The sequence below is a fragment of the Natronospirillum operosum genome (genome assembly GCF_004768465.1).
Lineage (GTDB): Bacteria > Pseudomonadota > Gammaproteobacteria > Pseudomonadales > Natronospirillaceae > Natronospirillum > Natronospirillum operosum.
Map to the genome: position 1 here is coordinate 1,257,180 of NZ_SRMF01000001.1, position 14,213 is coordinate 1,271,392.

The window sequence follows — 14,213 nt, forward strand, 5'->3', positions numbered from 1 at the left end:
CTTACATGATACACTCTGCACCCTGCCGACTGACCCTGGAGACCCCTATGGCCAATTTTGATCCTGCAACCGTATTAAGCCATCTCAGCGTGGAAGAAAAAGTGCGTCTGCTGTGCGGCAAGGACGCCTGGACTCTGCACGGTCTGCCTGCAGAATCAGTGCCGGAAATCGTCATGACCGACGGCCCGCACGGGGTGCGCCTGACCGCAGCGGCCACCCTGAATGACGATACCCACCCTGCCACCGTGTTTCCGGTTGAAGCCGCCATGGCAGCCACCTGGAACCCGGAGCTGATAAAGGAGGTGGCAGCGGCCATCGGGCGGGAATGCCAGGCGCTGGGCGTTGGCGTCATTCTGGGCCCGGGCCTCAATGGCAAGCGCAGCCCACTGGGTGGCCGCAATTTCGAATATTTCTCCGAAGATCCCTATCTGACCGGCGTCATGGCCAGCGCCTATGTGCAGGGCGTGCAGAGCGAGGGCGTCGGTGCCTGTATCAAGCACTTTGTCGGCAACGAACAGGAAACCCGGCGTTTTCAGATCAACACGCAGGTGGATGAACGCACGCTGCAGGAAATCTACCTGGCCCCGTTTGCCCGCGCCATCCGCGAAGCCAGCCCCTGGACCGTGATGGGCGCCTACAACAGCGTCAATGGCGAGTTCGCCTGCCAGAATTCCGATGTGCTGCAGCGCCTGCTGCGTGACGAGCTGGGTTTTGACGGTCTGGTCATGTCGGACTGGTCGGCGGTACAGGACAAGACTCTGGCCCATGCCAATGGCCTGGATCTGGAAATGCCGGGGCCGGCGCTGCGCGATCACGAACTGCTGAATGCCGTGCAGTCGGGCCAGCTTGATGAAGCCAGCCTGGACCAGCGCGTGCTGCGCGTACTGAAGCTGATCCGCCAGGTCACCGACGCACGCAAGGCCGTGACCGTGGACTGGGATGCACACCATGAACTGGCTGTGCGCGCCGCCGCAGACAGCATGGTACTGCTCAAGCATGAACAGGAGTTGCTGCCACTCGCCAAGGCCGACAGCATCGCGCTGATCGGCCAGTTTGCCACCGAGCCCCGTTTTCAGGGTGGCGGCAGCTCCCACATGAAGCCCAAACAGATGAGCACCGTTCTGGATGCGCTGTCGGCACGGGGGTCGGTCTCCTACGCTGCCGGTTACACCGAGACCGAGGTCTCCTCCGCACAGCTGACTGAGGCCGTGGAGACCGCCCGTCAGGCCGACCGCGTGGTCCTGCTCACCGGCACCACAGACAGCATGGAAAGCGAAGGCTTCGACCGCGCCGACATGAAGCTGGCACCCGACCATGTGCGCCTGATTCAAGCCGTGGCGGCCGTCAATCCCAACCTGGTCGTGGTGCTGCACAGCGGCTCCGCCCTGGATACCCGGGACATCGAGGACATCTGCCCGGTACTGCTGCAGGCCTGGTTGCCCGGCCAGGGCGGCGGCGAGGCTCTGGCCCGCGTGCTGCAAGGCGAGACCAACCCGGGCGGCAAGCTGTCGGAAACCTTCCCACTGCGCCTGGAGCACAACCCGACCTATGAAACCTTCCCCGGTAACAAGACAGACACCACCTATCACGAGGGTCTGTTTGTCGGCTATCGCTACTATGATTCCAAGGTCCTGCCGGTGCAGTATCCCTTTGGTCATGGCCTGAGCTACACCCGCTTCGAACTGAGCGATCTCCGGGTCGAGCAGTCGGGCCAGCAGCCGCCCGTCGCGCTGGAAGTCACGCTGAAAAATACCGGCGCGCGGGCCGGCTCTGAGGTCGTGCAGGTCTATATTCAAGATGCACAGAGCACCTACCGGCGCCCCGAACAGGAACTGAAGGGCCTGGCCCGGGTGCACCTGGAGCCGGGCGCCGAACAGAGAGTCCGCATTGCGCTGGACGACCAGGCCTTTGCCTACTATGTCACCCATCTGGGCCGGTTCGCTGTCGAGAGTGGCCGCTTCGAGCTCAGGGCTGGCTTTTCATCGCGCGACATTCGGCTGACCGCATCGGTGGACGTGAACAGCGACACCGAGGTGCGCATTCTGCCGACCATGGAAGATCCGGTGAACGAGTGGCTGGCCGACAGCCGCACCGAGCCGGCCATGACTCAGGTTCTGGCGGACCTCGGCTTCGACGAGGACCATCCGATGTGGGCCATCGTCATGGGGTTCCCCATCCCGCAGCTGCTCAAGTTCATCCCCTGGATGGGCCATGATGAGGCGACAGCGGAGCGCGTTCGGCAGCAGCTGGCAGACCGACGAAACGCAGCAGGCTGAAGGCCAGCAGGCCCATGGCCGCCATGCCCCCGGCCAGGGGTATGGCGGTCGCCTGCGCCAGCGCACCAATACCGAAGGTGGTGACGGTAGCGATGGAGAACTGCATCACACCCAGCAGGGCGGAGGCCGTGCCCACGCGCAGATTCGGCAGCGACAGGGCGCAGGCCGACGCATTGGGATTGATCAGGCCAATACTGGCAATAAAGCAGAAGACCAGCGGCAACAGGAACCACAGCGGCGGCTGTTGCAGCAGCAGGGCGCCGGCCAGCATGGTCAGGCCGGAGATCGGCAGCACCCAGATCACTACCCGCACCACTTCTTGCATCGGCCAGCGGTGCAGCAGCCAGGTGTTGAGCTGGCTGAGGGCAATAAAGCCGGCGGCATTGGTGCCGAAGACGATGGCGTACTGCTCGGGTGTCAGACCATAGGTGCCCATCAGCAGCGCCGGTGACGAGCCCAGATAGGCAAAGAAACCACCCATGGCCAGACCCGTGGTGAGCGCAAACCCCATATATTCGGGGCGCCGCAGCAGCTCTGCGTAGTCACCAAAGACCCGCCGCAGACTGAGCTTGCGCTGGTCACCGGCATGCGTTTCCTCCAGCCCCCAGATCAGCCAGGCCAGGCAGGCCGATGCCGCCAGCGCCTGAAACAGGAAGATCCAGCGCCAGCTGCCCAGCGTCAGCACCAGGGTGCCGGCGATCGGGGCCAGGATGGGCGCCACTCCCAAGACCAGAATCAGCATGGAAAAGGCCTTGGCGGCATCCTGCGGGTCTGTCTTGTCCCGCACCACGGCCCGCGCAATGACCATGCCTGCACAGCCGCCCATGGCCTGCACAAAGCGCCATACCAGCAATGATTCGGCCGTGCTCACCAGCGCACAGGCCAGCGCCGCAATGATATAGAGCACCATGCCCACGATCATGGGCAGCTTGCGACCGAAGCGATCGCTGAGCGGACCATAGAGACCCTGGCCCAGCGCAATACCGATAAAATAGCTGGCCAGCGTCAGTTCGATGGCGTTGGTGGTGGTATCCAGATCATCGGCAATGGCCACAAAGGCCGGCAGATACATGTCGATCGCCAGCGGACCCAGGGCTGTGATCAGCCCCATCAGAATCAGCCAGGGAGGGAAATTGCGATAGGTCATCGGCCGATGTTACCAGATGTAACCGTTTTCTTTTGCCTCTCGAACTGCACACGCTCACGCTGCGGAGCATCGAGTGTCAAGCAGGATTGACAGTGATGCGTTGCGGTCGCCGACCCCAGGTAACGCGCACATGACCACCCAGATCACGCCGCCGCTGCAACTGCTCATAGCCGGCATCGATCAGCAACAGGGCGACATCATCCGCCTGATCATAACCATGCTCCAGAAACAGCCAGCCGCCAGCCCGCAGCACCGCCCGCCCCTGCTGTGCTATGCGTTTCAGGTCGGCCAGCCCGTCCTCTTCGGCCACCAGCGCCGAGGCTGGCTCGAAGCGCAGATCGCCCTGCTGCAGGTGCGGGTCGTCGGCCCGGATATAGGGCGGATTGCTGACCAGCACATCCTGGCTGTGTGGCGCCAGTGCCGCACACCAGTCGCTGCACAGAAACTGCACTCGCGTCAGCTCATTGCGCCGGGCATTGCGGGTGGCCAGTTGCACTGCCGCCAGCGAACGATCGGTGCCCTGCACAGTCCATTGCGGCCGTTCACGCGCCAGCGCCAGCGCAATGGCTCCGGTGCCGGTACCCAGGTCGGTCAGGGTCAGTGGCCGTGCGGGCACTTCCTCCAGCACCGCTTCCACCAGGGTTTCGGTATCCGGCCGGGGGATCAGCGTGCTGGCGTCGGTTTCCAGGTCCAGCGACCAGAAACCCCGGTGGCCGGTGATATGCGCCACCGGCTCGCCGCCCGCCCGGCGCTGCAGGGCGCTGTCCAGACGCTGCTGCTCGGTCGCGGACAGCTCGTGCTCCGGCCAGGTCCGCAGCCAGGTGGAAGAGCGCTCCAGCGCCCAGCACAGCAGATGCTCGACGTCGGTGGCCCGCGTGGTGTCGGGCAGCCCCGCTGTCTGCAGTTGCTGCAGGCCCAGGCGCCGGGCCTCGGCCAGGGTCACGCGTCCCCCTGCCCCAGTTCGGCCAGCAGGTCAGCCTGGTGCTCGGTCAGCAGCGGCTGGATGATGTCACCCAACTGACCGCTCATGACTTCGTCCAGCTTGTACAGCGTCAGATTGATGCGATGATCCGTCACCCGACCCTGTGGGAAATTATAGGTTCTGATGCGTTCCGAACGATCTCCGGAGCCAACCAGCAATCGGCGTTCCGAGGCCTGCTGCTGTTGGGCGCTGTCTTTCTGCGCCTGCTCCAGCCGGCTGGCCAGCAGCGCCATGGCCTTGGCCCGGTTCTTGTGCTGGGAACGTTCTTCCTGACACTCGACCACCAGCCCGGTGGGCAGGTGGGTAATGCGAATCGCCGAATCCGTGGTGTTGACGTGCTGGCCGCCGGCTCCCGAGGAGCGATAGGTGTCGATTCGCAGGTCTTCCTTGCGAATATCCACCGCCTCGGCGGCGTCGGCCTCCGGCAGCACGGCCACGGTACAGGCCGAGGTATGAATGCGCCCCTGCGACTCCGTGGCCGGTACGCGCTGCACTCGGTGCGCGCCGGATTCGAACTTGAGGTCACCATAGACGCCATCGCCGGTAACCCGGCTGATCACTTCGCGGAAACCGCCCTGCTCGCCTTCGCTGGCACTGATCATCTCGATGCGCCAGCCCCGGCTCTCGGCATAGCGGCTGTACATGCGAAACAGATCGCCAGCGAACAGGGCCGCCTCGTCACCGCCAGTGCCGGCCCGGACCTCCAGGAACACGCTCTTGCGGTCATCCGGGTCGCGCGGCAGCAGCAGGGCCTGCAGTTCCCCTTCCAGGCTCTCCAGCCGGGTTTCCACTGCAGCCAGTTCTTCCTCGCCCAGCGCTCGCATCTCGGCATCGCTGTCAGCCAGCATGGTCTGTGCTGCGGCCTGATCACCCAGGGCGCTGCGATAGGCATCGTAGGCGCGCACCACGGGCTCGAGCTCTGCATATTCCTGCGAGTAGCGCCGGAACTGATCCTGCTCGCCGATCACGCCCGGGTCTGCCAGCAGGGCCGACAGCTCATCAAAGCGTTCCAGCAATTGGTCCAGCTTGGCCTGCAGTGATGTTTTCATTCATCTATCCTGTTGGTCGTCGTCGCGGTCATCCAGAGCGAACAGATCCCGCACCTGGCTGATCTGATCCTGCCTGCCTTCGCGGCCCGCCTGGCGCAGGTAGAGTGTCGGCGCATGCAGAAACTTGTTGGTCAGGCCGCGCGCCATCTGCCGCAGCACCTGCTCCGGGTCATCACCCCGGGCCAGCAGGCGGCGAGCCTTGTCCAGTTCCTGCTCGGCCAGTTCCTGGGTGGTCTGACGCAATTCGCGGATGTGAGCGCCGGCCGAACGTTCGCGCTGGCTTTCGGCATAGGTCTGCACCGCCCGCACGATGATCTCGTCGGCCTCGCGGGCCGCGACCTGGCGCGACTGCACATTGTCTTCGATGACCTGCTGCAGGTCATCCACAGTGTAGAGATAGACATCGCCAAGATCGTCCACCTCGGGCTCGATATCCCTTGGCACCGCGATATCCACCATGAACATCGGGCTGTGGCGGCGCTTTTTCAGCGCCTTTTCCACCACACCCTTGCCCAGTATGGGCAACTGGCTGGCGGTGGATGAAATTACGATATCGGCGCCGGCCAGATTGTCCGGAATGTCGCCCAGCAGGATGGCGCGGGCGCCAAACTGCCGAGCCAGGCGTTCGGCGCGTTCCAGGGTGCGGTTGGCTACCGTGATACTGGCGATCCCGCGCTCGTGCAGGTGGCGGGCGACCAGCTCTATGGTTTCGCCGGCCCCGATCAGCAGCGCGTGGCAGCGCGACAGATCCGAGAACAGGTGCGTGCTCATGTCCACGGCGGCATAGGCCACCGATACCGGGTTGCGCCCGATCGCGGTATCGGTACGCACGGACTTGGCCACCCCGAAGCAATGCTGGAACAGCGTATTCAACTGGCCGGAGACGGTGTCTGCTTCGCGGGCAACGGCAAAGGCAGACTTCAGCTGCCCCAGTATCTGCGGCTCGCCGAGAACCAGAGAATCGAGCCCGGAGGCCACGCGGGACAGATGGTTGACCACTTCCAGCTCGTGAAACTCGTAGCTGCAGGAGGTCAGCTGATCACCCGGCACACCATGATAATCAGCCAGCCACGCGCGCAGCTCCGCCCCATCGGCAGACGAAGGCAGATTGCAGTAGATTTCGCTGCGGTTGCAGGTAGACACGATCACCGCTTCAGACACCCGGCCGCTGTCTATCAACTCCCGATGCGCCGCCACCAACTGGTCGGGCGCGAAAGCCACTTTTTCCCGCACCTCGACTGGTGCAGTTTTATGATTGATTCCCACGGCAACGAGCGGCATATTCTTTTGTGTGTCTTTACTGCATATACTGGGGGCGTGAGTTACACTCAGCCAGATTCAAATCGGCTCGCCATTCTACACGAAAAACCGCTGCAGTGGATGTGTTGCGGTCGGGAAGTCTACACTTGAAAAAATTCTGCATACCGTTGTCCACGCTATTCATTCTGCTGCTCTGGGGCTGCACCACAGCACCCTCGGCGCCGGATTCAGACACTTCTGATGATGCCGCACCTGCAGCAGACTCCACCCTGCCCACTGAGCCCCTGTCGCCGCCTCCGGTCCATTATGAGCTGGACGGTTCCGGGTTCTATCGCCTGCTGATGAGCGAACTGGCCCTGCTCAACGAGGAGCCCGAAGTGGCCCTGATGCTGCTGGGCGAGGCGCACGAACAATACCCGCGCGATCGCTACATACTGCAGCGCGTGGCCCCTCTGGCCGCGCAAATGGGTAATCTGCCGTTGTCGCTGCGCTATTTCAGCCACTGGACCGAGGTCTCCCCCCATGATACCGATGCCTGGCATGGTGTCTGGCAACTGGCGCTGGCCGATATCGACCCTGACCTGGCCATCGACGCCCTGCAGGCGCTGCTGGATCTGAATCCCGGCTATGAGTTCTACACGCCCTTCGAGCGCCTCACCGAGTGGGAATATCCGGATCTCGACCGCCTGTACAGCGCCGTCACCCAGTCCGATCTGGGTCAGAGTGACAATCCGGATGTCCTGTTGCTGCTCGGTTTCCTGGCTGAGCTGCAGGACGACATGACGCGCGCCGAGAGCTACTGGCACAGCCTGGCCGACCAGATGCAAAGCCGCCGCGACTATTACGCCTACGGTGAAATTCTGACCGACCTGAATGCGAGCAATGGTGCCCGCATCGTGCTCAATGCCGGCACCGAAGTCTATCCGGATGAACCCCGTTTTTACCTGCAACTGGCGCGCACCTGGCTGCAGGTGGATGATCAGGTCACGGCGCTGGAGGTGCTGCAGGCCGGTCTCGAACACAGCCCCGAAGCACCCGCCCTGCTGCGCTTTGCCGGCGAACTGGCATTCGACCAGGGACGCCCGGAAGCAGAAGACCTGTTCACGCGCCTGCTGGATACGCCCGAGTACTCGGCCGGCCACTATTATCTGGGGCGGCTGGCACAGGAAGACAATGAACCCGAGCGGGCGTTTGAGCACTATCATGCCATCAGCGACACCGAGTGGGCACTCGGCGCCATGCAGCAGATGATAGAGTTGTTGCACGCCAGCGCCCTGCCGGAAGTCAGCGCGCGTGACCTGTTTGCCGAGCAGCGCGACCGCTTCCCCGACCTGATCGTGGAGATGACCGAAGTCCAGGGCCGCTACTGGTATGACATCGGCAACTATGAAGATGCCTTTCATACTTTCAGCCTGGGCCTGCGGGTCGCGCCAAACGATTTCTATCTGCTGTACATGCGCGCCCTGTCCGCCGAGCCGCTGGATCGCCTGGACGACCTTGAAGCCGACCTGCGCCTGATTCTGGACCAGGACCCGGACAACACCGCCGCGCTGAATGCACTGGGCTATACGCTGGTCGACCGCACCGATCGGGTTGACGAAGCTGCCCCCATGATCGAGCAGGCCTATCAGCAAAACCCGGATTCCTATGCTATCAAGGACAGCCTGGGCTGGCTGCGCTTCCATCAGAGTCGCTATGACGAAGCCGTCGAGATTCTCGCAGAAGCGCTTGAAATGCAGGGCTGGGAAAACGAAGATGACGAAATCGTCAGCCACTATATTGAAGCCCTGTGGGCCAGCGGACAGCAAGACAAGGCAAAGGATATAGCCCGCCAGTGGCTCGAACGCCATGGCTTCACCGAGCGCCTGCAGGAACTGGCCAACAGACTGGAGCTGAACATCCCTTGAACATTCGGGTTCTGATCACGCGTTGCAGTGCCCTAGGTGCACTGATTCTGCTGGCGGCCTGTGCGGCCCTGCCGGCGCCCGAACCAGTCGATCAGCAGACCATGCTGGAGCCATGGCAGGAACACCGGGACAAGATGATGGCCCTGCGGGACTGGACGCTGGAAGGCCGCGTGGGTGCGCGCACCGGCGATGAAGGGGCCAACTTCAGTGTCTACTGGCAACAGCACAATGAATTCTACAACATTCGCATCAGCGGGCCGTTGGGTCAGGGCGCAGCCACCGTGTCCGGTGGTCCCGGCCATGCCGAACTGCGCACCTCGGACGGCGTCTGGACCGCAGACTCACTGGATGACCTGCTGGCCCAGACCACCGAGCTGGACATGCCGCTGGACCTGATGCAGTACTGGGTCCGGGGCATCCCCTCGCCACGCAGCCCGGCCGGCATCCGCCTCAATCATGTGCCGGTACTGGAGCGTCTGGAGCAGGAAGGTTGGGAAGTCGACTATGATCAGTTTCATGACGACAACATGCCGCGCCGCATGACCATACGCCAGAATGACAACTATGCCCGCATTGTTATTCAGTCCTGGGATATTCCCGGTGTCTGACCAACCACACCGAGCCGCCGGACAAGTATCATGAGCCACTCCCTGACTCTGCCCGCCCCGGCCAAGCTCAACCTGATGCTCCACATTACCGGCCGCAGAGCGGATGGTTATCACGAACTGCAGACCCTGTTTCAATTGCTGGATTACGGGGACCGTCTGCATTTCGAGCTGGCCGAGGACAGGGCTCGGGGTCCCCATATCGAGCTCGCAGACAGCGCCGGCATTCCCGGGCCCGACAATCTGATCAACCGGGCCGCTGCCAGCCTGCAGCCACATGCCCGGCTGCCGGTTGCGGTGCGGGTGCGGCTGGACAAGGTACTGCCCGTGGGCGGAGGCCTCGGCGGGGGCAGCTCCGACTGCGCCACCACCCTGCTGGCGCTCAACGAATTCTGGCACTGCGGCCTCAGCCGCAGTGATCTGGTCCGTCTGGGCACTACCCTGGGCGCTGATGTACCGCTGTTTGTGCGCGGACACAGTGCCTGGGCCGAGGGCATCGGGGAACGCCTGCATCCGGTGGATCTGCCGGCGCGCTGGTTCGTGGTCTGCCAGCCGGACAGCGCCGTGTCGACCCGGGCGGTATTTACCGATCCCGGTTTGACACGAAATAGTCAAATAACGACAATACGCACCGCATTGGAGGGGGGTGGCCGCAATGACTGCGAGCCCGTGGTGCGACGACGTTATCCAGAGATCAATACCATGCTGGACACCTTGAGCGCCTATGGCCCTGCGCGGCTGACCGGAACCGGAGCCTGCGCCTATACTGTTTTCGAGCAGGAGGGCGCGGCTCGCAGCGCAGCCGCTGATCTGGCGGCCCAATATCGGACCTTCGTTGCCCCCGGCATCAATCGCTCACCTGTAATCGATCTTCTACCCACCCTCTCCGATCTGACCGCACCCTACATCTCATGAATACGACAGCATTCGAGGAAAGTACCGTGGCAAACATGATGGTCTTCACCGGCACCGCCAACCCTGACCTGGCCGAACAGGTCACCCAGCGCCTGGACATCCCGCTGGGCGCAGCCCGGGTTGGCAAATTCAGCGATGGAGAAGTGGCCATCGAGATCGACGAGAATGTACGCGGTTCCGATGTATTCGTTATCCAGCCCACCTGCGCGCCCACCAACACCAACCTGATGGAGCTGGTACTGCTGATTGATGCCCTGCGGCGCTCCTCGGCCGGTCGTATCACTGCTGTCATGCCCTACTTCGGCTATGCGCGTCAGGATCGCCGGCCGCGCTCCAGTCGGGTACCCATCAGTGCCAAGGTGGTGGCCGACATACTCAGCGTGGTCGGTGCCGACCGGGTGCTGACCGTTGATCTGCACGCCGACCAGATTCAGGGCTTCTTCGACATCCCGGTCGACAACATCTATGGCTCCCCCATTCTGCTGGATGACATCATGAAGCAGAATTACGAGCGCCAGGTTGTGGTCTCACCTGATATCGGTGGTGTGGTGCGCGCCCGCGCCATTGCCAAGCAACTGGATGCCGACCTGGCCATCATCGACAAGCGGCGCCCCAAGGCCAATCAGTCCGAAGTCATGAACATCATCGGTGATGTCAACGACCGCACCTGCATTCTGCTGGATGACATGGTGGATACCGCCGGCACTCTGTGTCAGGCAGCGGCTGCACTGAAGAAGTTCGGCGCCAACAAGGTGGTGGCCTATGCCACCCATGCAGTGCTGTCCGGCCCGGCGATCGAACGTATTGCCCAGGCCGAGCTCGAACTGGTGGTTACCGACAGCATTCCACTCTCGCCTGCAGCAATCGGCTGTGCTAATATCCGCCAGCTTTCGATGGCGGGCATTCTGGCAGAAGCCATTCGCCGCATCAGCAATGAAGAATCCATCAGCGCCATGTTCCGCTAACTGCGGAACGTGGCGCTGGCGTGCCGCCGTCTTCGGCGGCACTCTCGAAGACCCTGTGATTGGTCGCGGTCACAGGGCCTTTAAAACTCAAACCAGGAGTCACAGCAATCATGTCTGAAGCTATTTATACCCTTGCCGCCGAGGAGCGTAAGGACACAGGTAAAGGTGCGAGCCGCCGCCTGCGTCACCAGAACAGAATCCCGGCAATCGTCTATGGTGGTACCAAGGCGCAAAAGCCTCTGGCCATCACTCTCGAAGGTGATCAGATCAAGAAAGCCACGCAGCACGAAGGCTTTTTTGCACACGTTCTGACGCTGAAAATCGGCAGCAAGTCCCAGCAGGCCCTGCTGGTCGATCTGCAACGTCACCCGTCACGGGGCTGGGTCACCCATATGGACTTCCAGCGCGTGACCAAGACCACAGTGGTGCACAAGAAGATACCGGTTCACTTCCTGAACGAAGACAAGTGCCCGGGCGTCAAGGCCGGCGGTATCGTGCAGCATAACATGACCGAGATCGAAGTCAGCTGCAAGGCGTCCGACCTGCCGGAATATCTGGAAGTCGACATGGCCGGCCTGAACGTGGGTGATGTGGTTCACCTGTCTGATGTGGCCGTGCCCAAGGGCGTCACCATCATCGAGCTGACGCATGGCGAAGACCATGACGCGCCGGTGTGCAGCGTTCTGGGTGCCTCCAAGCAGGTTGAAGAAGACGCAGAGGAAGACGCGGCCGAAAGCGCTGCCGCCTCTGAAGAGAGCAAAGCCGAGGAGTAATCCGGGCCGGCAGGCTCCCCGACTGTGGGGAGTCGCGCAGAAAAAGGGGCTTCAGGCCCCTTTTTTTGTAGAATCCGGTGCATCACGGCAAGTCGGAAACAGTGCAAATGGATTCATCGATCAGACTCATCGTCGGTCTCGGCAACCCTGGAGACCAGTATGCCGGTACTCGCCACAATGCCGGCTTCGCCTATGTGGACGCGCTGGCGCGTGCCGGTGGCGGCAACTGGCGGCATGACCGCAAGCTCGCTGCTGACAGCTGCGAAATCCGTCTGGGCCAGCATCCGGTCTGGCTGCTGAAGCCCATGTCCTTCATGAACCGCAGCGGACGCGCCGTTGCCGCTCTGGCCAACTTCTACAAGTGGACGCCGGAGCAGATACTGGTGGCCCATGATGAACTGGACCTCCCTCCCGGTGTGGCCCGTTTCAAGAAAGCCGGCGGCCACGGCGGGCACAACGGCCTGCGTGATATCATCGCCCACCTCGGAAATCAGAAGGATTTCTATCGGGTTCGCGTTGGCATCGGCCACCCGGGCCACGCCCGCGATGTGGTCAACTATGTGCTGTCCAGGGCCGCCCCGGATGAGCAGAAACAGACCGAACTGGCCATCGAAGCCGCCGTGGCGGAAACCGCGCTGGCGGTGGCAGGCAGTTGGGAAAAGGCCATGAACCGGCTGCATACCTTTCGGGCCGAAGGCGCCTGACAGGGCCCCGGGGCACACACCAAGAATCTGAAGAGGATCAATACATGGGTTTCAAATGTGGCATCGTCGGCCTGCCCAATGTCGGCAAATCGACTCTGTTCAACGCCCTGACCAAGGCCGGCATTGACGCCGAAAACTTCCCGTTCTGCACCATTGAGCCGAATACCGGTGTGGTGCCGGTGCCGGACCCGCGTCAGGACGCCATCGCCGCCATCGTGAAGCCGGAGAAAGTCATTCCGACCACGATGGAGTTTGTGGATATCGCCGGTCTGGTGGCGGGCGCCTCCAAGGGCGAAGGCCTGGGCAACCAGTTCCTGGCCAATATCCGCGAAACGGATGCCATTGCCCACGTGGTGCGCTGCTTTGCCAATGACAATGTCATTCACGTAGCCAATCAGGTCAACCCGGCGTCGGATATCGAGGTCATCAATACCGAGCTGGCACTGGCGGACCTGGACAGCGTGGAAAAGGCCATCACACGACTGCAGAAGAAGGCCAAGGGTCAGGACAAGGAAGCCATTCGGCATGTGGCGCTGCTGGAGAAGCTGCTGCCCGGTCTGAACGAGGCACAGCCGGTGCGCTCCATGGACCTGGACCAGGATGAAAAGGCCATACTGAACCGGCATTTTCACCTGCTGACGCTGAAGCCGACGCTCTATATTGCCAATGTTGACGAAGAAGGCTTTGCCGACAACCCGCTGCTGGATCAGGTGCGCGACATCGCTGACCGCGAAGGTGCTCAGGTTGTGCCCATCTGCAACAAGCTGGAAGCCGAGATTGCCGAACTGGATGACGAAGAGCGCGGTGAATTTCTGGCTGACCTGGGCATGGACGAGCCCGGCCTGAACAAGGTGATTCGCGCCGGCTATTCCCTGCTCGGCCTGCACACCTACTTTACCGCCGGCCCCAAGGAAGTGCGGGCCTGGACGGTCCGTGTTGGCGCCACAGCACCCCAGGCCGCCGGTGTCATCCATACCGATTTCGAGAAAGGCTTTATTCGCGCCGAAACGGTTGGCTACGCCGACTTCATTGCCGGCAACGGCGAACAGGGGGCCAAGGAAGTCGGCAAGATGCGTCTGGAAGGCAAGGACTATGTTGTGCGTGACGGCGACATCATGCACTTCCGCTTCAATGTCTGACCGGCACCGTGCCAGCCGCCCCTCGGGGCGACCGGTGCAGTCAGCATGCCGTACCGTGCGCAGGTAATCCATGCGCCCCTGCCGCACGCAGAAGGTCAGACCGTGCCGCAGTTGATAGGTGCCAAACGGTGCCCGAGGTGTAACCGGATGGAAAACTGAATTCATCTGCCGGCTGTTATGAAGGCGCGGAAACCGGCAATGGCGGCCGGTGCCGACAAAAACGGTTCTTGGCCACGAAATAGAGCAGACGTTCAATGGCGAAGGCGCTCGCCACCGCACCCAGCCAGAGGCTGTCGAACGGCGGATACCACCGGAACAGAGCCAGCACAATCAGCCCGCAGGCCGGACCATCGGCCGACCTGGACAGGTAGCGGCCCATGGTGGCGAGCAGAGTGCGGCTTTTGCGCTGCATGCACCAGTGGAAAACCTGCAGATCCAGTCGCTGAATACCCGGCAGAACCCCCCATCGTCGTCGCCTCCCCTTTGGTGGA

At 62.4% G+C, this 14,213-nt stretch carries 13 protein-coding genes; 8 read left to right on the forward strand and 5 right to left on the reverse strand.

What is annotated here, in order from left to right; genetic code table 11:
- Positions 1-47 precede the first annotated feature (47 nt).
- Positions 48-2,276, forward strand: coding sequence for a beta-glucosidase (locus tag E4656_RS05850; RefSeq protein WP_135481976.1), 2,229 nt, complete (start codon positions 48-50; stop codon positions 2,274-2,276).
- Here the strand turns inward: E4656_RS05850 and E4656_RS05855 are convergent.
- The 4 genes from E4656_RS05855 to hemA form a co-directional block, all read right to left on the reverse strand.
- The gene (locus tag E4656_RS05855; RefSeq protein ID WP_135481978.1) at positions 2,194-3,423 is read right to left on the reverse strand and encodes a multidrug effflux MFS transporter; all 1,230 of its coding nucleotides are present in this window, start codon (positions 3,421-3,423) and stop codon (positions 2,194-2,196) included. The two genes, E4656_RS05850 and E4656_RS05855, sit on opposite strands and share 83 nt — an antisense overlap.
- Positions 3,424-3,499: 76 nt before the next feature.
- Positions 3,500-4,366, reverse strand: a complete 867-nt coding sequence (gene prmC / locus E4656_RS05860; protein WP_240753901.1) for a peptide chain release factor N(5)-glutamine methyltransferase — start codon at positions 4,364-4,366, stop codon at positions 3,500-3,502.
- Positions 4,363-5,454 carry a peptide chain release factor 1 gene (prfA, locus tag E4656_RS05865; protein ID WP_135481980.1) on the reverse strand — a complete coding sequence of 364 codons (1,092 nt, stop codon included), beginning with the start codon at positions 5,452-5,454 and terminating at the stop codon, positions 4,363-4,365. Before prfA ends, prmC begins: the two co-directional genes overlap by 4 nt.
- A complete protein-coding gene (hemA, locus tag E4656_RS05870) occupies positions 5,455-6,735 on the reverse strand; it encodes a glutamyl-tRNA reductase (RefSeq protein WP_135481982.1) in 1,281 nt (426 codons plus the stop codon). It lies immediately after the preceding gene.
- Between the two features lie 125 nt (positions 6,736-6,860).
- Between hemA and E4656_RS05875 the strand changes: the two genes are divergently transcribed.
- From E4656_RS05875 to ychF, 7 genes are all read left to right on the forward strand, one after another.
- Positions 6,861-8,621, forward strand: a complete 1,761-nt coding sequence (locus E4656_RS05875) for a tetratricopeptide repeat protein (RefSeq protein WP_135481984.1) — start codon at positions 6,861-6,863, stop codon at positions 8,619-8,621.
- The gene (gene lolB / locus E4656_RS05880; protein ID WP_167855950.1) at positions 8,618-9,229 is read left to right on the forward strand and encodes a lipoprotein insertase outer membrane protein LolB; all 612 of its coding nucleotides are present in this window, start codon (positions 8,618-8,620) and stop codon (positions 9,227-9,229) included. Before E4656_RS05875 ends, lolB begins: the two co-directional genes overlap by 4 nt.
- Positions 9,230-9,259: 30 nt before the next feature.
- The gene (gene ispE / locus E4656_RS05885) at positions 9,260-10,141 is read left to right on the forward strand and encodes a 4-(cytidine 5'-diphospho)-2-C-methyl-D-erythritol kinase (protein WP_135481987.1); all 882 of its coding nucleotides are present in this window, start codon (positions 9,260-9,262) and stop codon (positions 10,139-10,141) included.
- Between the two features lie 38 nt (positions 10,142-10,179).
- A complete protein-coding gene (locus E4656_RS05890) occupies positions 10,180-11,106 on the forward strand; it encodes a ribose-phosphate pyrophosphokinase (protein WP_476703732.1) in 927 nt (308 codons plus the stop codon).
- 110 nt (positions 11,107-11,216) lie between these two features.
- Positions 11,217-11,879, forward strand: coding sequence for a 50S ribosomal protein L25/general stress protein Ctc (locus tag E4656_RS05895; protein WP_135481989.1), 663 nt, complete (start codon positions 11,217-11,219; stop codon positions 11,877-11,879).
- 107 nt (positions 11,880-11,986) lie between these two features.
- Positions 11,987-12,583, forward strand: coding sequence for an aminoacyl-tRNA hydrolase (gene pth / locus E4656_RS05900; protein WP_135481991.1), 597 nt, complete (start codon positions 11,987-11,989; stop codon positions 12,581-12,583).
- Positions 12,584-12,627: 44 nt separating this feature from the next.
- On the forward strand, positions 12,628-13,722 hold the full coding sequence (gene ychF, locus E4656_RS05905) for a redox-regulated ATPase YchF (protein ID WP_135481992.1): 1,095 nt from the start codon (positions 12,628-12,630) through the stop codon (positions 13,720-13,722).
- 175 nt (positions 13,723-13,897) lie between these two features.
- On the opposite strand, the gene E4656_RS05910 is transcribed toward ychF, so the two are convergent.
- Positions 13,898-14,134: a hypothetical protein gene (locus E4656_RS05910; protein ID WP_135481994.1), complete on the reverse strand. Its 237-nt coding sequence runs from the start codon at positions 14,132-14,134 to the stop codon at positions 13,898-13,900.
- Between the last annotated feature and the right edge of the window lie 79 nt (positions 14,135-14,213).

What these genes read in the sequence shown, in the direction of transcription:
- E4656_RS05895 (WP_135481989.1), top strand. Translation starts at nt 11,217, where the DNA reads ATGTCTGAAGCTATTTATACCCTTGCCGCCGAGGAGCGTAAGGACACA.
- E4656_RS05850 (WP_135481976.1), top strand. Translation starts at nt 48, where the DNA reads ATGGCCAATTTTGATCCTGCAACCGTATTAAGCCATCTCAGCGTGGAA.
- hemA (WP_135481982.1), bottom strand. Translation starts at nt 6,735, where the DNA reads ATGCCGCTCGTTGCCGTGGGAATCAATCATAAAACTGCACCAGTCGAG.
- E4656_RS05890 (WP_476703732.1), top strand. Translation starts at nt 10,180, where the DNA reads ATGGTCTTCACCGGCACCGCCAACCCTGACCTGGCCGAACAGGTCACC.
- ychF (WP_135481992.1), top strand. Translation starts at nt 12,628, where the DNA reads ATGGGTTTCAAATGTGGCATCGTCGGCCTGCCCAATGTCGGCAAATCG.
- pth (WP_135481991.1), top strand. Translation starts at nt 11,987, where the DNA reads ATGGATTCATCGATCAGACTCATCGTCGGTCTCGGCAACCCTGGAGAC.
- prfA (WP_135481980.1), bottom strand. Translation starts at nt 5,454, where the DNA reads ATGAAAACATCACTGCAGGCCAAGCTGGACCAATTGCTGGAACGCTTT.
- ispE (WP_135481987.1), top strand. Translation starts at nt 9,260, where the DNA reads ATGAGCCACTCCCTGACTCTGCCCGCCCCGGCCAAGCTCAACCTGATG.
- E4656_RS05910 (WP_135481994.1), bottom strand. Translation starts at nt 14,134, where the DNA reads ATGCAGCGCAAAAGCCGCACTCTGCTCGCCACCATGGGCCGCTACCTG.
- E4656_RS05855 (WP_135481978.1), bottom strand. Translation starts at nt 3,423, where the DNA reads ATGACCTATCGCAATTTCCCTCCCTGGCTGATTCTGATGGGGCTGATC.